General features: G+C 55.3%; 14 protein-coding genes and 1 tRNA gene. 7 read left to right on the top strand and 8 right to left on the bottom strand.

All coding sequences use genetic code 11. From position 1 onward, the window contains the following. Nucleotides 1-512: 512 nt before the first annotated feature. A tRNA-Leu gene (locus tag LA5095_RS28175) sits at nucleotides 513-597 on the bottom strand. A gap of 203 nt (nucleotides 598-800) precedes the next feature. Next, complete coding sequence (locus LA5095_RS28170) at nucleotides 801-2,354, bottom strand: bifunctional ADP-dependent NAD(P)H-hydrate dehydratase/NAD(P)H-hydrate epimerase (protein ID WP_055121151.1); 1,554 nt, start codon at nucleotides 2,352-2,354, stop codon at nucleotides 801-803. Nucleotides 2,355-2,718: 364 nt separating this feature from the next. On the opposite strand from LA5095_RS28170, the gene LA5095_RS28165 reads away from it, so the two are divergent. Beyond that, nucleotides 2,719-3,057, top strand: coding sequence for a P-II family nitrogen regulator (locus LA5095_RS28165; protein ID WP_029061908.1), 339 nt, complete (start codon nucleotides 2,719-2,721; stop codon nucleotides 3,055-3,057). Nucleotides 3,058-3,176: 119 nt separating this feature from the next. Further along, nucleotides 3,177-4,586 (top strand): type I glutamate--ammonia ligase, encoded by a 1,410-nt coding sequence (gene glnA / locus LA5095_RS28160; RefSeq protein WP_055121213.1) that lies wholly within the window; start codon nucleotides 3,177-3,179, stop codon nucleotides 4,584-4,586. A 70-nt stretch (nucleotides 4,587-4,656) separates the two neighbouring features. On the opposite strand, the gene LA5095_RS28155 is transcribed toward glnA, so the two are convergent. Both LA5095_RS28155 and LA5095_RS28150 read right to left on the bottom strand, forming a co-directional pair. Then, nucleotides 4,657-5,700 carry a DmpA family aminopeptidase gene (locus tag LA5095_RS28155; protein WP_055121150.1) on the bottom strand — a complete coding sequence of 348 codons (1,044 nt, stop codon included), beginning with the start codon at nucleotides 5,698-5,700 and terminating at the stop codon, nucleotides 4,657-4,659. 137 nt (nucleotides 5,701-5,837) lie between these two features. Further along, nucleotides 5,838-6,107 (bottom strand): hypothetical protein, encoded by a 270-nt coding sequence (locus tag LA5095_RS28150; RefSeq protein WP_055121149.1) that lies wholly within the window; start codon nucleotides 6,105-6,107, stop codon nucleotides 5,838-5,840. 434 nt (nucleotides 6,108-6,541) lie between these two features. Between LA5095_RS28150 and LA5095_RS28145 the strand changes: the two genes are divergently transcribed. Beyond that, a complete protein-coding gene (locus tag LA5095_RS28145; RefSeq protein WP_055121148.1) occupies nucleotides 6,542-7,435 on the top strand; it encodes a DUF4396 domain-containing protein in 894 nt (297 codons plus the stop codon). Nucleotides 7,436-7,590: 155 nt separating this feature from the next. Then, a complete protein-coding gene (gene tyrS, locus LA5095_RS28140; RefSeq protein WP_055121147.1) occupies nucleotides 7,591-8,844 on the top strand; it encodes a tyrosine--tRNA ligase in 1,254 nt (417 codons plus the stop codon). A gap of 43 nt (nucleotides 8,845-8,887) precedes the next feature. On the opposite strand, the gene LA5095_RS28135 is transcribed toward tyrS, so the two are convergent. Then, nucleotides 8,888-12,178: a YhdP family protein gene (locus tag LA5095_RS28135; RefSeq protein WP_055121212.1), complete on the bottom strand. Its 3,291-nt coding sequence runs from the start codon at nucleotides 12,176-12,178 to the stop codon at nucleotides 8,888-8,890. A 199-nt stretch (nucleotides 12,179-12,377) separates the two neighbouring features. Between LA5095_RS28135 and bcp the strand changes: the two genes are divergently transcribed. From bcp to LA5095_RS28120, 3 genes are all read left to right on the top strand, one after another. Next, the gene (bcp, locus tag LA5095_RS28130) at nucleotides 12,378-12,845 is read left to right on the top strand and encodes a thioredoxin-dependent thiol peroxidase (protein ID WP_055121146.1); all 468 of its coding nucleotides are present in this window, start codon (nucleotides 12,378-12,380) and stop codon (nucleotides 12,843-12,845) included. Nucleotides 12,846-12,879: 34 nt separating this feature from the next. Next, the gene (locus tag LA5095_RS28125) at nucleotides 12,880-13,716 is read left to right on the top strand and encodes a ferritin-like domain-containing protein (protein WP_055121145.1); all 837 of its coding nucleotides are present in this window, start codon (nucleotides 12,880-12,882) and stop codon (nucleotides 13,714-13,716) included. A 135-nt stretch (nucleotides 13,717-13,851) separates the two neighbouring features. Beyond that, complete coding sequence (locus LA5095_RS28120; RefSeq protein ID WP_208992898.1) at nucleotides 13,852-15,159, top strand: M23 family metallopeptidase; 1,308 nt, start codon at nucleotides 13,852-13,854, stop codon at nucleotides 15,157-15,159. A 55-nt stretch (nucleotides 15,160-15,214) separates the two neighbouring features. On the opposite strand, the gene prfB is transcribed toward LA5095_RS28120, so the two are convergent. The 3 genes from prfB to LA5095_RS28105 all read right to left on the bottom strand — a co-directional run bounded on the left by prfB (nucleotide 15,215) and on the right by LA5095_RS28105 (nucleotide 20,424). After that, nucleotides 15,215-16,346 (bottom strand): peptide chain release factor 2 gene (gene prfB / locus LA5095_RS28115; RefSeq protein WP_144436195.1). Its coding sequence is split into 2 segments (ribosomal slippage): nucleotides 15,215-16,276 and nucleotides 16,278-16,346, totalling 1,131 coding nucleotides; the frame shifts between segments, so codons are not numbered across the junction. A 153-nt stretch (nucleotides 16,347-16,499) separates the two neighbouring features. Further along, nucleotides 16,500-18,944: a penicillin-binding protein 1A gene (locus LA5095_RS28110; RefSeq protein WP_055121211.1), complete on the bottom strand. Its 2,445-nt coding sequence runs from the start codon at nucleotides 18,942-18,944 to the stop codon at nucleotides 16,500-16,502. A gap of 187 nt (nucleotides 18,945-19,131) precedes the next feature. Beyond that, nucleotides 19,132-20,424: an N-acetylmuramoyl-L-alanine amidase gene (locus LA5095_RS28105; protein WP_235808798.1), complete on the bottom strand. Its 1,293-nt coding sequence runs from the start codon at nucleotides 20,422-20,424 to the stop codon at nucleotides 19,132-19,134. Nucleotides 20,425-20,651: the final 227 nt, after the last annotated feature.

Genomic DNA, 20,651 nt, shown 5'->3' with positions numbered 1-20,651 from the left:
ATGGATTGAGTCACGATGTAAACAGCACAAAGCCTGCAATTACCGCTACTTCGGAATCTACTAGCGTCCTTGCTCAAGCAACGTGCAACCTCTCAGCATTCAATGCCTGTGGCGTTAGCTGCGACACACGATGGAAGGCTTGTACTGGCAACCGAGGTGGAAACGACAGCACAGTGCAAGCATGCAGAAAGACATATGAAGCATGCGTTCAAGGATGCAGAAACAGACATAACTGCAACTAGTTAGCCAATTGGCGCCACAGCATTTGCAAGTTTCATTGGCGCCATTTTATTGCCTTGCACCGTGTCTTATTGACAAGGCTCGATCAAGCTAGGATCGTTGCCCATCCTGGACGAATTGGCCTCCCGGCCGACACGATAGTACTTGAAACTTGATCCGAGATTGTCGGACAGAAGCGCCTTGGCATCGCACACATATAAAAGATCGGACTTATTTCAGAATTGGATGACTTTCGCCACAGAGTAGATCAATTAACCAAACCAAAAAGAGAGTGGTGCGCGTGGAGGGACTCGAACCCCCACAGGTCTCCCCGCCAGAACCTAAATCTGGTGCGTCTACCAATTTCGCCACACGCGCATAAAACCAATTCTCAACGTCATCCTAAAAGTAAGAATTCTTCTAGCGTATAGAAGAACCCTCACGCCTCGCGGCACCAGAACCTAAATCTGGCGTGTCTGCCAATTTCACCACATCCGCGTCGCGTCAGGCCGCTTGGCCCTGCGTCTAAAGCGGGGGTTCTATACCACCGCAGATTTGCCCGTCAAAGGAAAAAGATGCGTTCACCTGTGTCCAACGCTGCTCTTGTCCACAACTCCACGGATCACTGATTTGAGTGCAGGCGCGAGATCCTCGGCGGTAAGGCCCGGACCGGATTCCAGCCCCGCCTCCCCGTGAAGCCAAACAGCCTGGCAGCCGGCCTCGAAGCCCGGAACACCCTGGGCCAGCAGACCAACGGCAATTCCCGCCAGGACATCACCAGACCCGGCAGTAGCCAGCCAGGGGGGCGCATTCCGATTGATAGCTGCACGGCCATCAGGGGCTGCTATGACGCTGTCCGGACCTTTCAACACCAGGATGGCACCGGACCTTTCGGCAGCAAGCCGGGCCCGTTGAAGTTTATCGCCGGCAATATCAGGAAACAGTTTGGAAAATTCGCCTTCGTGCGGCGTCAGCAGCACCGGTCCGGGGGACGACCGTATCATCCCGAACAAAGCGTCCGGATCTTCGGAAAAACTTGTCAACGCGTCTGCGTCGAGAACGATTGCCCGGTTCGCGGCCAAAAGCGCTTCGACCACCGTGCGGGTTGTTGCCCCGACGCCAAAACCGGGTCCGATCAGCAATGCATTCAATCGCTCGTCCGTGAGGAATCCGGTGATGGAACCGGTATCTGAAACCTTCCTCAACATGACAGCGGTCAGATGGCAGGCATTCACCATCATCGCATCCGGTGGCGAAGCAAGGGTCACGAGCCCCGCCCCTGCCCTCAGCGCGGCCCCTGCAGACAGTCGCGCTGCCCCGGTGGATGACATCGGCCCACCGAAAACAACCGCGTGTCCTCTGGAATACTTGTGCGCGCTCGTCTCCGGACGTGGCCAGGAGCCCAACCAGAGCTCCGGACTGTTGCGGAAAGTGTCGGGAGAGATCTCCTCAAGCGTTTGTGCAAGAATGCCGATATCGGCAACCTTGGTTTCACCACACAGTTCCCTTCCTGGCAAAAGAAGATGTCCGGGCTTTGCCCGAAAGAACGTTACCGTCGCGCACGACTTGATCGCGCCACCGAGGATCAGTCCGCTGGCTCCGCTCACGCCCGACGGCAGATCGACGGCCAGTACCGGAACACCGGACTGGTTGACGAGTTCCACCAACTTTAGAACGGTACCGGCAAGCGGCCGGTCGAGCCCGGCTCCGAAAAGCGCGTCAATGACAAGGTCCGACGACCCGAGACTTGAGATAAAGTCGTCTGCGATATCATCGCCTTCGATCGCTTTTCCACATTGATTGCTTGCAACCGGACCGAGTCGTTCAAATGCCTCGAGCGCATCTCCCTTGAGTTCGGCAGGGTCCTTCAAAACAAAGATCCTGACGGCATATCCGGCGGCCGCAAGACACCTGGCCGCTATAAACCCGTCGCCGCCATTGTTCCCGGGACCGCACAAAAACAGCACTTTGTCGCCAGTGGCAACACGTTCTCCAACGGCGCGCGCGACAGCTTGTCCGGCTCTTTCCATAAGGACGATACCCGGCACGCCGCTCTCGATAGTCAGCTTGTCCGCACGACCCATTTCCTCTGGCGTCAGGAGAGCCGCTTCGGAATTTCCGGTTTCGAATGTCATTTGGTATTATTGCTCCAGACAAAAAAGAACACGGCGGTCAGGGTCTGAATTTTACGGATTTCATCCGACTGATGACAAGCTAATCGATTTTCTGCCTATTTTTTTGTCGTTTCGCATAATTTTTGAGCAGCATCTCGTCAAGTCCCTGCGTGTGGCATCCTTTTTTGGATTCAAAATGCCGCTTTTCTTGGCGGAATTCCCGGACTCATGAAATAACGAAATCAACCACGCAAGGTTGGCACGCATCGTGCTTTCTGGGGCTTATCGGTTCGCACCGGTGAGCGGGAACGCTCGTCCCGGCCCACCGGACTAAAACGAGCCCGCCGACAAGTCCGGCCTGTTACGTGGAGAGAGAAACAAGGTGATGAAAAAGATCGAAGCGATCATCAAGCCCTTCAAACTGGATGAGGTCAAGGAAGCTCTGCAGGAAGTCGGCCTTCAGGGTATCACCGTTACCGAAGCCAAGGGCTTCGGCCGGCAGAAAGGCCACACGGAGCTTTACCGCGGCGCTGAATATGTCGTTGACTTCCTTCCCAAGGTCAAAGTCGAGATTGTACTGGGCGACGACATGGTTGAAAAGGCGGTTGACGCGATCCGTACAGCCGCCCAGACAGGCCGAATTGGCGACGGCAAGATCTTCGTTTCAAACATCGAGGAGGCCGTGCGCATCCGGACCGGAGAGTCCGGCATCGACGCCATCTAACCCTCAGAATTCCGGCATTCGCCGGTAATCCCAACTCCGGCTTCTCAAGCAGGGAAACGCCTCCTTGAGGGCCCGGACCAAAACCCAACCGTTCACAAGATAATCAAGGGATGGACATAATGACCACTGCCGCTGACGTCCTTAAGGAAATTCAGGAAAAGGACGTGAAATTCGTAGACCTCCGTTTCACGGATCCGCGCGGCAAGATGCAGCACGTTACCATGGATGTTGCACTTGTTGACGAAGACATGTTTGCGGAAGGCGTTGCCTTCGACGGCTCCTCGATTGCAGGCTGGAAGGCCATCAACGAGTCCGACATGATGCTGATCCTCGATCCGGAAACAGCACATATGGACCCATTTTTTGCGCAGTCCACCATGGCAATATTCTGCGACATCGTCGATCCGATCACAGGTGAAGGCTACAACCGTGACCCGCGCATGACTGCCAAGAAGGCAGAAGCGTATGTGAAGTCCGGCGGTTTCGGTGATACGATCTTCGTCGGCCCGGAAGCCGAATTCTTCATGTTTGACGATGTTCGCTTCAATGCGGATCCCTACAACACCGGCTTCATTCTGGACAGCTCTGAATTGCCTTCCAACATGGGTTCCGAATACGAAACCGGCAATCTTGGCCACCGTCCGCGCACCAAGGGCGGTTACTTCCCGGTTCCACCAGTTGACAGCGCTCAGGATATTCGCTCCGAAATGCTGTCCGTCATGAGCGAAATGGGTGTTCCGACCGAAAAGCATCACCACGAAGTGGCTGCAGCTCAGCACGAACTCGGCATGAAATTCGATCATCTGACGCGCTGCGCCGACAACATGCAGGTCTACAAATACGTCGTTCATCAGGTGGCTCACGCCTACGGCAAGACCTCGACCTTCATGCCCAAGCCGGTCTTTGGCGATAACGGCACCGGCATGCACTGCCACCTTTCCATCTGGAACAACGGTGAGCCGACATTCGCCGGCAACCAGTACGCGGACCTTTCCGAAACCTGCCTTTATTTCATCGGTGGTATTCTGAAGCATGCCAAGGCCCTGAACTCCTTCACCAACCCGTCCACCAACTCCTACAAGCGTTTGGTCCCGGGCTATGAGGCTCCAGTTCTTTTGGCTTACTCCTCGCGCAACAGGTCTGCGTCCTGCCGCATTCCGTTCAGCTCCTCTCCGAAGGCAAAGCGTGTTGAAGTCCGCTTCCCGGATCCGACCGCGAACCCGTATCTGTGCTTCTCGGCCTTGCTGATGGCCGGTCTTGACGGCATCAAGAACAAGATTCACCCTGGCGATGCCATGGACAAGAATCTCTACGATCTCCCGGCTGAAGAACTGTCCGAGATCCCGACGGTTTGCGGCTCGCTCCGCGAAGCAATGGAAAGCCTTGATGCAGACCGCGACTTCCTGAAAGCCGGCGGTGTCTTCGACGACGACCAGATCGACGCCTACATCGAATTGAAGATGGAAGAAGTCGAGCGTTTTGAAATGACGCCGCATCCGGTCGAGTTCGACATGTACTACTCGGTCTAAGAACCACCACTCTTCAGACAACGGAAAACCCCGGCCATTCGGCCGGGGTTTTTGTTTGAGCCAGGAACTTTCAATCCAACCCGTTGAGCCAGTCTCTCAAGGAGGGCCGGCTGCGCCCTTTGTATCCACGCATTGCCGGTGCCGAAATCATGGCATTCAGCACGGCTTCCTGTGTCGTCTCGGCTACCGCCTTGAACAGGACATCGATTCTGCCTTCCTGCAATATCTCGCGCGCGACAAAGTCGCCTTCGATGAAATGCGGCACTCTGTACGCTGTGGTAAAGGCCAGTGAAATATCCCCGCTGCCATTGCCGTAAAAGGCCCCCAATCGCCCGAGACCGGCGGCTGCTCTGCGTGCAACGCGCTTCAACTGGCGGCTTTCCAAAGGCACATCGGTCGCGACTACGATGATCACCGATCCCCGTTCTTCTGTTTGATCGGTATTGTTCGGATGCGGCTTGCGGCCATCGGGAAGTGTCAGATCACCGGGCTTGCCGAAATTCGCCTGTACCAGCGTTCCAAGCGTGAATTGTCCCCGGTCGAGTTCAAAAACACGCGAAGCCGTTCCGATTCCCCCCTTGAAACCGAATGCACTCATGCCGGTCCCGGCACCGACGTTGCCCTGCTCAAAGTCACTTGAGGCGGCTGCAAGCGCGGAAAACGCGTCTGCTTCAGTCAGTGCAATTGCGTTGATATCGCTCAGATAACCGTCGTTGCACTCCATGACGAGCGGATTGACAGTTCCTCCGGATCTGTCGATCTCCGGATTTTCGGCAAGTTCCCGCCGGATCAAGGCGTTGATGCCAGTGCCAATGCCAAATGTGTTGGTCAGCAGGATCGGCGTTTCCAAGGTGCCGAGTTCCTCGATCTGCATGAGACCGGCGCTTTTCCCAAAGCCATTGATCACATCCGCAGCCGCGGGAATCTTTTCCAAGAAGATGTTGCCGGAATGGGGCAGAACTGCTGTAAACCCGGTTCTGAGATTACCCTCAATCACGGTCTGGTGTCCCACCTTTACGCCAGGAACGTCCGTGATCCTGTTGCCCGCTCCGGGCAACATGTCACCGCAGACCAGACCATGGGAGCGCGCGGGAGAAGTGGTTTCTAAGGACATTGGGCACCGGATCCGAGAGACGATTTTCTTCATTGAATGGGAATTTGAACGTCCTCACAACACGAAAAAGCCTCCCGAGAAGGAGGCTCTTCGTTATGTCCGGTTTTCAGCGGCAGAGCCGCGAGGGTTTCTCAGGCTCAATAGCAGACCTGGCGGTACCCGACGACGACATACTGACGGTAGTAGGGATCCCAGCGGCGGATCGGCTGATTCTGGCAGCGAACGGGCTGATAGTAACGCGGCTGGGCCTGAGAAGCGATTATGGCTCCTGCGGCAAGCCCGAGAATTGCACCTGCGGCAATAGCGCCTCTCCGGTTCTTGGCATATGCGTCGGTCGGCGACATGGCGACTGCCGCGGTCGCAACGGTGGCGACAGTAACGGCGGCGATAGCAAATTTACGAAACATAACAAGTCCTCTCAACTGATCCTTAGAAGTATCTTTCTCGCTGATGAAAAGACCTTACGATCAACTGGCGCGTCCTGTTGTGATAGTCATCACGCAACGTCACATTCACTTGAATCAATGAAATTGGCAGGCAGGGCCGAAGCAAAGGAACTTCAACACAGACGGTCGTCATGTGAGTGATTTCGGGGTAACCAATCGGGTTCTGTATGGATCAAACGTCTGACCTGCACGGGCACTTGCGGACTTGCGAGCCTGGCCGAAACAGCCCTGCATCACGCGGGAACATGTTGTGCCAAGAAGCGCGACACATAGGATTACTGGTCTGCCACGCTTCAAACCAAAACGACCGTTATTCGCTCGACTGCCGGTTTCGTTGACTTTCACTTTTGGCCACGGCACGCTGCCCTTCGTCGTAAATCATCCGGAAATTTTCGATGCTCCAGGGTGCCATGATCGTCTGGTTTCTGCTGACGGCCGCCAGCCTCGTCTTCGTCATCTGGGATTCAGTTTTCAACGGTGTGACAAGCTGGGTTCAGAAACTCGCCTGGATCCTCGTGGTTGCCTACACCGGGCCTGTCGGCTGCTTTCTTTATCTGATGACCTGCCGCCGGCCATTTCCGGGCGGCCATGACGAATTCACCAAAAAGACATGGAAACAGTCGGTCAACAGCGAAATGCATTGCCTGGCCGGAGACGCCACGGGCATTGTCATTGCCGCCATGATTGTTCCCGTTTTCCATTTGACCAACGGATGGGACAGTGTCTTTGAGTACATTGCGGGCTTCATTTGCGGACTGTTCATTTTCCAGGCACTGATGATGCGCGGCATGTATGACGGCGACTATTGGAAAGCGGTACGCAAGACGTTTTTCGCAGAAACCGTGTCCATGAACTGCGTCATGGCAGGCATGCTGCCGACCATGATCGTGCTTGCAAGCGTCTGGCCCTCGTCAACAGAACCGTCCGGGCCGGAATTCTGGTTCCGGATGAGCATTGCCTCGATTGTCGGTCTGTTCACGGCCTATCCGGTCAACTACTGGCTCGTGAAATCACATCTCAAACACGGATGCATGACCCTGCCCGGAGCAGACACACCGGCTCTCGGTCACAGATCTCCGGAACCGGCAATGTCCGGCCACTTGCACCAGGGGCATGAGGACGTGGCGCAGGACCAGCCACACCGGAAACACGATCGCTCCAAGATGGAAATGGAAAAATTGGCCCTGCCGACACAAATAATTCTGATTGCCATCTCTTTCGCAATCCTGATCGTGGCCGGATTGGCCACCAGTCTTTTCGTGCCCGTCCGGTTTGGGTTGACCCACTGATCCGCGCGCAGGTCCGCCGTGCCGAAAGTTGGCGCAGAACCCGCACACCAGCCTGAATTCAGCCCTTCTGCAATTTACAACACTGATGTCTCGCGCTAGAGCACGTTTGAAGACAGGCCAGTTGGCTGGAACCAAAGACAGGCACGGACGAAAATATGAGCAAGTTCAAATCGGACTTTCTGAACGTTCTCTCGGAACGCGGCTTCATTCACCAGATCTCGGATCCTGAAGGGCTCGATGAATTGTGTGTCAAGGAAACCGTCACTGCCTATATCGGATTTGACTGTACTGCTCCGAGCCTGCACGCAGGGTCTCTCGTTCCGATCATGATGCTGCATTGGTTCCAGAAAACAGGGCACCGCCCGATTGCCTTGATGGGCGGAGGAACAACGCGTGTCGGCGATCCGTCCGGCAAGGACGAAAGCCGCAAGATCCTCACCGAAGATGTAATCGAAGAGAACAAGGCCGGTATCCGGAAAGTTTTCGAGAAACTCCTGACATTCGGCGACGGTCCTGGCGATGCCATCATGCTGGACAATGCAGACTGGCTCCTCAAGCTGAACTATGTTGATTTTCTGAGAGATATCGGTCGGCACTTTTCGGTCAACCAGATGATCCAGCGGGATTCCGTTCGCCTGCGGCTTGAGCGGGAGCAGCACCTGTCCTTCCTGGAATTCAATTACATGCTGCTTCAGGGATACGATTACCTGGAACTCTACCGGCGCACGGGCTGCCGCCTGCAGATGGGAGGTTCCGACCAGTGGGGCAATATTCTGTCCGGCACCGACCTTGTTCGCCGACTATCGGAACACGAAGCCTTCGCGCTGACTTCCCCGCTCCTCACGACAGCTTCCGGCGCAAAAATGGGCAAGACTGCGGCGGGCGCCGTCTGGCTCAACGAGGAACAGCTATCGGCCTATGATTACTGGCAATACTGGCGCAACACGGAAGATGCTGACGTCGAGCGTTTCCTGAAACTCTTCACGGTTTTGCCGATCGAAGAAATCGCAAGACTTTCCGCACTGGAAGGGGCAGAAGTCAACGAAGCCAAGAAAATCCTGGCAACAGAAGCCACTGCTCTCATCCACGGGCGTGACAAGGCGGAAGAAGCTGCGGAAACCGCACGCAGGGCTTTCGAGGAAGGCCAGTCCGCCGAAGGTCTTCCAACTGTCGAAATTCCAAAAGCGGATCTGGACGGCGGTCTCGGTGTCCTGTCAGCATTCGTGACTGCGGGTCTTTGCGCCTCGAATGGAGAAGTGCGCCGGAACATCAAGGGCGGTGCCGTCAAGATCAACGACAAGGGCGAGCAGAACGACAAGCGTATGCTCATGCCCGAGGATGTGATGGACGATGGCATCATCAAGCTGTCACTCGGCAAGAAAAAACACGTTTTGCTCAAACCTGTCTGAGTTTCGTTGGAACATTGAAATTGCCGGTACAACTCCGGCTTTTTCAGTTCTGCTGAAATTCGAACATTTTCCGGAAGATACCGGGGGCAATCGCGGATATCGGATTGACCGACAGCACCGGGTCCGACACCGACCCGGACAAACGATATGTTACGCCGATAAGTCCTTCGCCCGAATTGCCGCCGAGTGCAAAACCCAGGATCGGAATTTTCGCGAAGAAGTTGTTCAACGCATAAATCGGCACGAATGTTCCGCTCAGGCTCAATGTCTGTTCCGTGAGGTTCACTTTACCGCTGACTGTGCCGCCAAGCACATTCCCTCGCAGCGCACCCCGAATAATCGTCAGTATGTCGCCTTCGCGAGTGAAATTGATATCCATTGTGTCGAAGTTTGCAGAACCATCCGTTTCCCTCGCAGTGGCAATGGTACTGTCCGGATCAAGATTTGATCGTTCCCGTTCACGGATGCTCTTGATTGCGGGATCCTCGGTAATTCGCAGTGACCGAACCTTGAAGTCACCTGCCCAACTGTCTTCATCCGCCATGGCCACGCTGAGAACACCCCTGCCTCCCTGCATGCGTTCATAAAAATCCAGGAATTTCAACGTCGCGCCCGTGTCGGCAAATTGGCCGGTTGCGAGCTGGCTCGCCCCTTGTTCAATGACCTTCAACTCAAAGTCGGACTGGCCGTTGATCTTTCCGTTCAAGTCCGCGGTTCGAAGTCCCTTCCGGCCTGTCTCGATCTTCCCTGTGAAACCTTGAAGCGTCTGGTTGTTGAACCCGGTCACGCGGTCGATCGACGCGGCTATGCGGGCACCCTTCTCAAAGTCACCTGCCCCCTGGCTGCCACCAGGACTTGTCAGGCTTTGTATCAACCCTCTGCCATCGAATGAACTTCCGGAAAAAATGATGTCATAGCGCCCATCCGTAGATCGCTGGATGGCAACGTCCGCATTATCACCCGGTCGCAATTTGAATGTATCGAATGAGGCTTCTATCAGTTCACCGGATTTGGAAAGCAGCATCGATCCGACAACACTTGCTCCCTCCGACGTAAGCCTGAAATCGCGAACCTGCTGAGCCTTTTCCGTCTCGACCAGCTTGAAGGTGGCCGTGGCCGGAACACCTTTTGCCTTTCGCCAGCCAAGCGCCTCCAGCTTGATAACGCTTTGCCTCAAATCTACGGAAAATGCCTGCCATTCACTTGAACCGGCAACCTCCAGCCTGAGGCCACCGTCCAGGAAGGCGGTCAGGTCAATTCCTTTTTCTTTCAATTTCTTCGCGGTAACAGCGACAACGACATCCTGCTTCCCGGCAACGCCGGACTCACCAATCGGCACGACAAGATCAATATCAGCCTGCAATCCATCCAGGATGCCGTTGCCTTTGATTGCGACCTGACCGGGATTCGCATCGATCTGGACATCGGCGTTTTTGATTGTATGCCCCATGATGGGATTGGTATCGCTAAAGCCATCCAGCTGACCGCTGGCACGCCAATCGATATCTTCAACATCGATATTTTTTCTCAGGGGAAACAAAGCGACAACGTCGATGCTTCCGGTTCCGCTGGCTCCGTCTTTTTTCAACCCGACACGGTCAATCACACTGAGGGGTTCACTGTTTGCCACGGCCCCCAGATCTTTGGCAGCACCTTTTACATTTGCCGAAATCTTGGCGGTCTTGCCGTCACGAAGCGGTAGATCATAGATCTCGAACACACTGCCCGGGACTGTTACCTGTCCGCCGCTCGAAGCCGTCGCCTCGCCATTGGAAGCGGAAACGGTCAGTACCTCATTGGCAACCGTCATGGTTCCTTCAAGCCCGGTCACTTCGGGCAAGTCACCGAAAGGCGTGACGGCACCTCCTGAAAATGACATGGTCATACGCATGTCGTCACCAGACCAGCCTGCATCCGGGTCACGGTGATTGAAGGCCGGTGGCCTGATGGCAGCCGTATAGGAAAACTTGTCGACGGTTCCCTGCTTGATGTTTTCAATCACCCAGTTGCGCGCCGGCGGGACAAGTGTGATCGGCCAAACCTGTTTGGCAACGCCAATCGGGATATTTTCCCCTTCGGCAGCGATCGCGAGATACGGCCCGTCCGCAGCAATCTGAATATTGGCCACCCCTTGAGCGATCGCCTTGCCGGACTTGGCAATAAAGCGGTCTACTGAAATCAGCCTGTCAACCGGATTGAACCTCGCACGGATCTTGACCCCGTCAAGCATCTGCGGCGGCTCTTGCACATCGGATGAACCAAACTGGGGGTGGTCCATGTCGATGCCGACATTCCAATCCATGCCACCGTCTGCGTCAGGCTCGATCAGGCCGGTAAAGAAGATCCGGGTGTTGCCGCGGATAACATGGGACTTTGTGACTTCAATGGCTTCCTGCCCGCCCTTGAAGAGCAACGACAGAGCAGCATCGTCGAAGGCGACGATCGTTTTTCCGAGCTGAAACCATCCGTTTCGAACACGGCCAACCACATTTGCCGAAACAAAATTGCCGTCCCCGTCCAGGCGCGTTTCAACCTTTGCCGAGGCCGGCAAACCAAGGCCCTTGCCTTGTCTTTCCAGAGCGTCAGGACCCAGCAATTCGGCAAGTGTGATACCATTCACCACCACACCGATGTTTTTGCCTGATCCATCTTCCGGAGCACTTCTGGCTAATTCCAGACGCCAAGTCGAGACGTTTCCCGTGACCTTGGCATTGGCCCGTATAACCCGATTTTCGCGGCGCACGACATCAGCGTCGATTCCCTCGAAGCTGCGCGGAAATGCTCCCGCCAATTCGAAGGACCCGTTTCTTATCTTGACGAACCTCAGTCCGCGTCTTGCAAACTGGTCGTCGACGACATCACTCGTCCGGTCGACGGCCTCCATGAGCGGACCGATTTCAGGAACCTTGGCCGGACCGCCTTTGAGCGCAACACGCACGCGCGGTCTGTCAAGCAGCAGCGAGGAGAACCGCAGCTTACCGGCCAGCAGCTCATCCCGGTCGAGCGGAACGACGAGCCTCGGCAAACTTATGTTGACGGGTGCAGGCCCTCCAATATCGACGGATGCATCTTCCAGAATGATCTCAATACCGTCGTGAGCTGTGAAATCAATGCGCGCCAATTCGACGGAAAGCTGCACGGGACCACGCGTACCCTGTGACGCAAGCAAACTTCCAAGGAGAGGGATCCGCACCGGTCCGGAGGCAAACAGAACTGCAAGGCCTGCGACCACGCAAATAACAACGAAAGCCGCCAGGTACCAGAAGCGTCTGCGAAATCGTCTCTGCGTACGGGTCTTTTCCTGCCTGGTATTGCCGCCAGATCGTCGAAACAAATTCAGTCCATTCTCCTGACCGTTGACAGCCAACAGGCCCGCGGCCTTTGCACAGCCTCAAATACCTGCTTCAACGCGCATTGAACGAGTCGCAGCACGTCCTATGATACTTCGAATCTCGCAGCAAAATCGACAGCTGTGTACATATCGGATTCAGGTTCCGGCAATGACGCTTAAATTATGACAGAAGGATGACAGAATGCAGCAGCTGGCGATAGGTGACACCGCACCAAATTTTGATCTGGAAAGTGATGGTGGTGCCCGCGTTTCTCTGGACGCCCTCAAGGGAAAACCGGTTGTCGTGTACTTTTACCCCAAGGACAACACTCCCGGGTGCACAAAAGAGGCTATTGCGTTTTCCGAATTGATCGAGGACTTCAATAATCTGGGCGTCACGATCGTAGGGATGTCACCCGACTCCGCAAAGAAACACGACAATTTCATTGCCAAACACAATCTCGCTGTTCGTCTCGGAGCGGATACCGACACATCGACCGCAGAGGCTTATGGTGTCTGGGTGGAAAAATCCATGTACGGGAAAAAATACATGGGTGTGGAACGTTCAACCTTCCTCGTGGACAAGACAGGGAAAATTGCCCAGATCTGGAGAAAGGTAAAAGTTCCCGGTCACGCTGAAGCAGTCCTCGAGGCTGCAAAGGCTCTGTAGAACCGCCATCAAGTTCAATCCTGCCAAGGGTGCCATGCCGCAATCTTCCGCTCCAAGTCAGCCTTCCACGCTCGTGGCAGGCGCGCGGGCCATCGTTTCAGCGTCTGACACGACTGAAAAAGTCCGTTTGGCTTATGCGATATCAAAGTCCTGGTTCCAGCGCGATCTTTCGCTTGGAACCCCATCAAGGGACGGCCGTATGCCGGACAGGCCAGGCCGCCCGGACAAACCCGACCTCCGGGCGCCACGTGACATGCCCAAACGTAATCTGGGCGGAACTTCCGGTCGTGTCGCGCTGCTCCATTCACTCGCCCACATCGAATTGAACGCCGTGGACCTGACCTGGGACCTTGTCGGCCGCTTTGCGCATGTGCGTCTGCCACGTTCCTACTATGACGATTGGGTTCGTGTTGGTCTCGAGGAGGCCAAACATTTTTCGATGCTTGAAGACCGGATGGCAAAACTCGATGCCTGCTATGGCGACATGCCGGCACATGACGGCCTCTGGCAAGCAGCACAGGATACCGGACATGATCTGGCTGCACGTCTCGCCATCATCCCCCTGGTGCTCGAAGCGCGTGGCCTCGACATAACACCCCCCATGATCAAAAAGGCACGCGACATCGGAGATGAAGACACCGCAAAATGTCTTGATGTCATCTATCGCGATGAAAAGAATCACGTTGCATTTGGTGCCAAGTGGTTCCGATTCTTGTGTGACCGGCAGGGAATCAGACCTGAATCGGCCTTCCACGAATACGTTCGCCGGCATTTTCGTGGCAATTTGAAACCGCCATTTAATGATCGAGCAAGGTCTGAAGCAGGCCTAACCCCCGGATTTTACAAGCCTCTCGCCCGACTCTCGGGATAAATTAACCTCGATTGCAGACGATTTATTAACCTTACCAAATTCTAATCATCCTCAGTTCATTTGCAGAATGCAGACAGTGACTGAGTGATCATGCGACAGCGCCAAACAACGACGCAAACAAATCGAAAGCCAAGAATGGCGACACACCATTCGTCTTTGGACAAGAGTGCGAAATCCACGACCTATAGCGTGCGGCCCATTCACCTCATATGCGGCGCCCTCGCCTGTGTCGCGGCGACACTCGGCGTAAGCGGAACAGCCGGCTATTATTTGGTTCGCGGCGACATGGTGGCGGAAGCCACCGCGGAGCGGACTGAATTGGTTCTCGAATATCAGGATCATATCGACCGGCTGAGAGCGGAAATCCAGAAGCTGACGAGCCGCCAGATGGTGGACAGGGAAACTGTCGAAATCCAGGTCATGGATGTTCTTCGCCGGCAGCAGGATCTCAATCAGCGCCATGCAATCGTCGCCGACCTTGTTGCGCGCGCCGAAAGTGTCGGCATTTATCTCAGCAATGACAAACCGCTTCCGCCGCAAAAGCCCTCCCTCGACTCACGGAACCTTGCCTCGATCGGAACCAATGACAAAACGGCGATCGGTGGGGAAAGCGAACTGATTGACGAGCCTGTGAAGGCGCTGGGATTGCGTGAAAGCACTCCCAGATCCATCGATCCGCTGTCCTTGCTGCAAAAACCCGCGAAAGACACTGCGGAAAATCCTCAAGAGTTAAAAAAAAACACTGAGAAACGGGCAGCACTCGACGCGGTGAAAGCCGATATCTCCGAGATGGATGTGGAAAGCACGGCTGCGGTCGACGCCATAACCGTCGCCACGGAAGGCCGGATTGAAGATATCCTTATAACGACGAGGAACATTGCGCCGGCTCTGAATGCCGCGCTACGCGAAAACAGCTCCATCGGTGGCCCTTTTGCACCGATATCGGAAAAGACCTTTCCCACTCGGCTCCAGCGCGCGGAAAGTGCCTTGAAAACGCTTCGGCGTGTCAAGTTCACCGCACTGAGATTGCCTGTGAAGCGGCCGGTTCGAAACGGAAGCATATCCAGCAGCTATGGTCCGAGAGTTGATCCGTTCCTCAGGCGCCTTGCCATGCACACCGGGATCGATTTCAAGGCTCCCTATGGGGCTCGTGTCTACACTACCGCACCCGGCACGGTTTTGAGCGCCAAATGGAACGGTGGTTACGGCAAGATGGTAGAGGTGCGCCACGCAAACGGGTTTGTCACGCGCTATGCCCATCTGAGCCGGTTGCACGTTGCTGAAGGTGATCATGTCCTTGCAGGCGATTTGATTGGGAATGTCGGATCGACAGGACGCTCCACCGGCCCGCATCTTCACTATGAGATCCGCAAGGACGACAAACCTCATAATCCAGCAGCATTTCTCACCGCTGGCGAGAAACTTGCCGAACTCGCCCTTTGACGAAAACGGGACCCGAAGGCCCCGTTGACATTGGATTGATTTGCCACACGACCTGTCAGTCGCTGCCGCCGGTGTCGGCCGTATCTCCATCAGAGATCCGTTGCGCCAGGGACGCCTCCATGAACTTGTCAAGATCGCCATCGAGGACGTCGCCAGGTGATGTGCTTTCAACACCGGTTCGGTTGTCCTTGACCAGCTGATAGGGCTGCAGAACATAAGATCTGATCTGGTGCCCCCAACCGATGTCGGTCATCGACGCAGCTTCTGCGTTCGCTTCCTGTTCACGTCGTTTTAGCTCAGCCTCATAGAGCCGCGCTTTCAACATGTCCCAGGCAGTTGCGCGGTTTTTGTGTTGCGACCGTTGAGACTGGCACTGGACCACTATCCCGGTTGGCTGGTGCGTTATGCGAACAGCCGAGTCGGTCGTATTGACATGCTGCCCACCAGCACCAGATGCCCGGTAAGTGTCGATCCGGCAATCGCTTTCGTTGATATCGATCTCGATGGAATCGTCAATCACCGGATAAACCCGGGCACTGGAAAAGCTGGTATGACGCCGCGCGTTGCTGTCATAAGGGGAAATTCGTACCAGACGGTGAACACCGGACTCCGATTTCAGCCAGCCATAGGCGTTTTCGCCCTTGACCAGAAGCGTTGCCGATTTGATACCGGCTTCTTCTCCGTCCTGGTGCTCCAGGACCTCGACTTTGTAGCCACGTTTTTCGGCCCACCTGCGATACATCCGCAAAAGCATGGAAGCCCAGTCCTGGCTTTCAGTCCCGCCAGCACCCGAGTGGATCTCAATATAGGTGTCGTTGCTGTCCGCTTCACCGGAAAGCAATGAATTCAGCTGAAGCTTGTCGACCTTTTCCTTCAGCTCTCGAAGCGCGTTCTCCGCGTCTTGTATCACCGAAGAATCGTCTTCCATCTCGCCAAGTTCAATCAACTCGACATTGTCGGAGAGGTCCTGTTCAAGCTGCTTGACACCATTGATGCCGTCGTCGAGGTTTTGCCGTTCCTGCATCAGCTTCTGCGCCTTGGCGGCGTCATTCCACAGTTCCGGATCCTCAGAAAGAGCGTTCAGTTCTTCCAGACGGACAAGAGCCTGATCCCAGTCAAAGATGCCTCCTCAGCAGGCTTATGGCCTGCTTGATTTCATCTACGATCGCTTCCGTTTCGGCGCGCATCGGATACCTCTCTGTTTTAGTGAAACGGCCCGGCTTCCGTCAGGAGCACCGGGCCGAGAATTGGAGCGGGACATTAGCCGCGGAGCCGGTCACTGTAAACCGGCTATCGAAAGCAGGTCAGCTGCAGATGATGTTCCGCTGGCTCGAAGAAAATCAGTAAAGGCCGCCGGTACCCACAGTCACCGCTTGCTGCGCTGCGGGTGAAACGGCAGTCGGTACACCCATGGTGTCCTGAAAACCGATTACCGAATAACTGTCCGGCGGTGCCATACCGGGTTTGAACGATTCCAGAATTGCTCCAGGTGTCCCGGCTGCGGTACGCAACCCGGTCTGACGGTTGATCGGGATCAGCTGAAGACCGCGAGGAACGCGAAATTCGACCGGAGGCTTGTCGACCAGCGCTTTCTTCACAAAGTCTGTAAAGATCGGTGCTGCCACCTGCCCTCCGGTTGCTCCGCGTCCCATAGGCTTGGGATTGTCATAACCAACAAAAACACCGACCGCAATATCCGGTGTGAAACCCATGAACCACGCGTCTTTCTCGTCATTCGTCGTCCCGGTCTTGCCGGCCACTGGTCTTTCGACCGCCCGCACGGAAGTTGCAGTACCACGCTGGACCACACCTTCCATCATCGAGGTGATCTGATACGCCGTCATGGGATCGAGAACCTGTTCTCGATCATCAATCAGCGTCGGTTCCTGCTGCCCTTCCCAGACGTTTTCGGTACATCCGTCGCAAATACGACTGTCATGCTTGTAGATTGTACGCCCGTACCTGTCCTGAATGCGGTCAATCAGCGTAGGGCGAACTTTCCGCCCGCCATTGGCGATGGTCGCATAGGCCGTCGTCAAGCGAAGAACCGTTGTTTCTCCCGCGCCGAGCGACATGGACAGGACAGGAAGCATATTGTCATAGATACCGAACCGCTTCGAGTACTCGGCGACCAATGGCATGCCCATGTCCTGTGCCAACCGGACGGTCATCACGTTTCTCGACCGCTCGATGCCCGTTCGCAACGTCGACGGTCCATAGAACTTGCCGCCATAGTTTTGCGGCCGCCACGTTCCCAGACCGGGTCCCTGGCTTATCTCAAGCGGCGCATCCATGATGACCGAAGACGGTGTATATCCATTGTCCAGTGCTGCGGCATAGAGGAATGGTTTGAAGGACGATCCCGGTTGCCGGTAAGCTTGCGTCGCCCTGTTGAATTCACTCTGAGCAAAGCTGAATCCACCGACGAGGGCCAGAACACGTCCCGTGTAGGGATCCATTGCGACCAGGGCGCCGGAGACCTTGGGGATCTGTCTCAGTTCAAACGTCCCCGGAGCGACCTGACTTTCCTGGACATAAACCACATCGCCTGGTGCCAGCACATCCGAGACGGCGCTTGGCGCACGACCGTTGACACGTGCCCACTTCATGGCGTCGAGAAACAGGGGGCCGCTCTTTCGCTCGTCCGAAAGTTTGCCGCTGACGAGCGTTTCCGGCTGAACGCCCACTGTTGCCTGGTCGCTGCCGCTTTCGAGAACCACTGCCAGCGTCCATTCGGGAATGTCGCTAAGTGCTTCGACCTTTGCGAGATCCACACCCCAATCGGCACCGATCGTCAACCGATCGACGGGACCATTCCAGCTGCCGCGTTGGCGGTCGAAATTGATCAATCCGTCCATCAGCGATTTGCGCGCCATGTTCTGCAGTTCCGGATCGAGGGTTGACCGAACCGACAAGCCGCCCTCATAGAGCCGCTTGGTTCCGAAGATTTCCGCAACTTCCCTGCGAACCTCTTCGGTGAAGTATTCTGCGGCGAACAGCCGTGAACCAGTTTGCCGCGGCTTTACGACAATCGGCTTCTTTTTCGCCTCCTCGCCTTCCTCGAAACTCACATAGCCGTCGGCAACCATGCGGTCGAGGACATAGTTTCGACGTGAAATCGCACGATCTGTGTGTCGGAAAGGATGGTAGTTGTTGGGAGCTTTGAGAAGCGCGGCCATGTAGGCAACTTCGTCCAGCTCCAGTTCATGCACCGATTTATCGTAATAGATCAGTGCTGCTGCCGCAATTCCGTAGGCCCCCAAGCCGAAAAAGTTCTCGTTGAGATAAAGCTCGAGAATTTCGTCTTTCGTGTAAGCCTGCTCGATACGCAGGGCGAGTATTGCTTCCTTGATCTTGCGAACGATGGAAAGATCATTGGTAAGCAGAAAATTCTTTGCGACCTGCTGCGTTATGGTCGAGGCACCTTCCGGTCGCCGGCCGGATCCGTAGTTTTGTACAAATCGAACGGCCGCGCGTGCGATCCCTTCTGGGTCGACCCCGATGTGAGAGTAAAAATTCTTGTCTTCCGCAGAGATGAAGGCTTGTTTCACGAGGTCTGGCATGGCCTGGATCGGCAGGAACATGCGCCGTTCGGTTGCGTATTCGGCCATGAGATTGCCGTCTGCCGCATGTACGCGGGTCATCACGGGCGGCTCGTAATTCTTCAGGGTCGTGTAATCCGGCAAGTCTTCATCAAGATGTTGCAGATACATCCACACGCCTGCTGCAACCAGCAGTGCGAGCGCGGCCCCAATTCCGAAAAGGTAACCGAAAAATTTCACCAAAAACTTCATAGTGCGGGCTCGTCTTTCCCCGTCATTGCTGCATATCGCGTTCTAGCACGGAAACATTCATACGGCACCTTCAGGCACCTGTTTTCACAATGTCCTGATTGTTACCTCGTGCACCAATATGGCGATGCTGAGGCAATCGGCACACAAGACGCTCAATTTACGTGACAATTCAGCCTTTTCACTGGGACGGTAATTCCTGTTGCCGCGCAAGTCTTGGGCGGAAAAACCCGTGAATCGCCTCGTTCATGGCATTTGCCATGCGTTCCCGCCACTCCTCGGTTATCAGAAGCTTCTCGTCATGCTCATTGGACAGATAACCGAGTTCGACCAGAACAGAAGGCACATCGTGCGCTTTCAAAACCCGAAAACCCGCCGAACGATGCGGATTGTTGATGAGCCGGACTGCGCTCTTGAGCTCGCTCACAAGCGTCTTGGCAAAGTAGCTCGAAAAGGACCTTGTTTCCCTGCGCGCCAGATCAAGCAGAATGTCCGTCACATCGGTTGGTTCGTCATCCAGTTCAACACCCGCTATGACATCCGACATGTTTTCCACTTCCGCAAGTTCCTCCGAAAGCTGGTCGGAAGCCTTGTCTGACAGCGTGTAGACGGTTGCACCACGGGCGAATTTTCTGCCGCGACGCACCGAATCGGCGTGAATGGAAATAAACAGGTCGGCTTCAAGTTCGTGGCCGATTTCCACGCGCCGTGACAGAGAAACAAAGGTATCGTCCTCTCGGGTCAACCGGACCTCATAGAGGCCTGTTTCCTCGAGCTTGCTCTTCAAAAGACTTGCAAAATCCAGCACGATTGCCTTTTCGAGGGTACCACCGACACCAGTCGCGCCATTGTCGATGCCACCATGACCCGGATCCAGCACAATGAGAGGCTTTTCCCTCGCCTTCTTCGCTTTCATTCGGTCGGTTTTCGGCGCTGAGTTCTTGTCCTTTGCCGGTCCGGCACCGCGAGTTTCCTGTATGAAGGCGTCAAATTGCTCCGGTGTCGATCGAACAAGGTCCACAACCAGGCGTGCCGGTTGATCATCGACAGCGGGCAGGAAGAACGTCTTGTCGACGCGAACGGGTCCTGACAGATCCATAACGATGCGGGATTTTCCCGCTGCGAACAGACCGTACCGCCAGTCTTCAACCATCCCTCTGCCGGACATTCCCGTATCATCGGGCAAGGAAAACTTCACTTCGGGCAGATCGAGAATGAGCCGATAGGGTTTGGCGAGCCCGGATATGGACGGGGTCACCTGTGTATCCATATCAAGTACGAATCGGGTTCGGCTTTCATCGCCGGCGACGCGAGCCCCGATCACCTCGGGCATTGCCGCTTCGGCACCCGATATGAGACCGGATCCGGGAATGTTGAAAAAAAACAGTGTTATCAGGGCAATGGCCAATGTGACGGCCCTGCCGAAAGTGGCTGCAACACCGGCCACCTTAGGTTTTGTCCCGATTTTTTTCACAATTTCTCCGGCCATGTCGCTCATCATCTGCCAACGCTGAGGCCCCGCAGCTCCCCTCATACGCTATATGTGTGCGAAGGAAAATGGCATATGCATTTCACATTGCTTGCAAAGCCAGTCAGCGGATCGTAAAAGTACCTTACGGATTTCGGTTCAAAACCGATACCTTCCCGGATGACGCAACGGGGTATCTATCCACAACGTCATCGCAATCCAAGGCCTTCAAG

It is taken from the genome of Roseibium album (genome assembly GCF_001404515.1).
GTDB lineage: Bacteria > Pseudomonadota > Alphaproteobacteria > Rhizobiales > Stappiaceae > Roseibium > Roseibium album.
The sequence above is the reverse complement of the archived record's forward strand: the minus strand, read 5'-3'. Positions and strand labels throughout refer to the sequence as shown.

Bases quoted from the DNA above. Each gene is read 5' to 3' on its own strand.
- LA5095_RS28170 (WP_055121151.1), bottom strand. From the start codon at position 2,354: ATGACATTCGAAACCGGAAATTCCGAAGCGGCTCTCCTGACGCCAGAG.
- LA5095_RS28165 (WP_029061908.1), top strand. From the start codon at position 2,719: ATGAAAAAGATCGAAGCGATCATCAAGCCCTTCAAACTGGATGAGGTC.
- glnA (WP_055121213.1), top strand. From the start codon at position 3,177: ATGACCACTGCCGCTGACGTCCTTAAGGAAATTCAGGAAAAGGACGTG.
- LA5095_RS28155 (WP_055121150.1), bottom strand. From the start codon at position 5,700: ATGTCCTTAGAAACCACTTCTCCCGCGCGCTCCCATGGTCTGGTCTGC.
- LA5095_RS28150 (WP_055121149.1), bottom strand. From the start codon at position 6,107: ATGTTTCGTAAATTTGCTATCGCCGCCGTTACTGTCGCCACCGTTGCG.
- LA5095_RS28145 (WP_055121148.1), top strand. From the start codon at position 6,542: ATGCTCCAGGGTGCCATGATCGTCTGGTTTCTGCTGACGGCCGCCAGC.
- tyrS (WP_055121147.1), top strand. From the start codon at position 7,591: ATGAGCAAGTTCAAATCGGACTTTCTGAACGTTCTCTCGGAACGCGGC.
- bcp (WP_055121146.1), top strand. From the start codon at position 12,378: ATGCAGCAGCTGGCGATAGGTGACACCGCACCAAATTTTGATCTGGAA.
- LA5095_RS28125 (WP_055121145.1), top strand. From the start codon at position 12,880: ATGCCGCAATCTTCCGCTCCAAGTCAGCCTTCCACGCTCGTGGCAGGC.
- LA5095_RS28120 (WP_208992898.1), top strand. From the start codon at position 13,852: ATGGCGACACACCATTCGTCTTTGGACAAGAGTGCGAAATCCACGACC.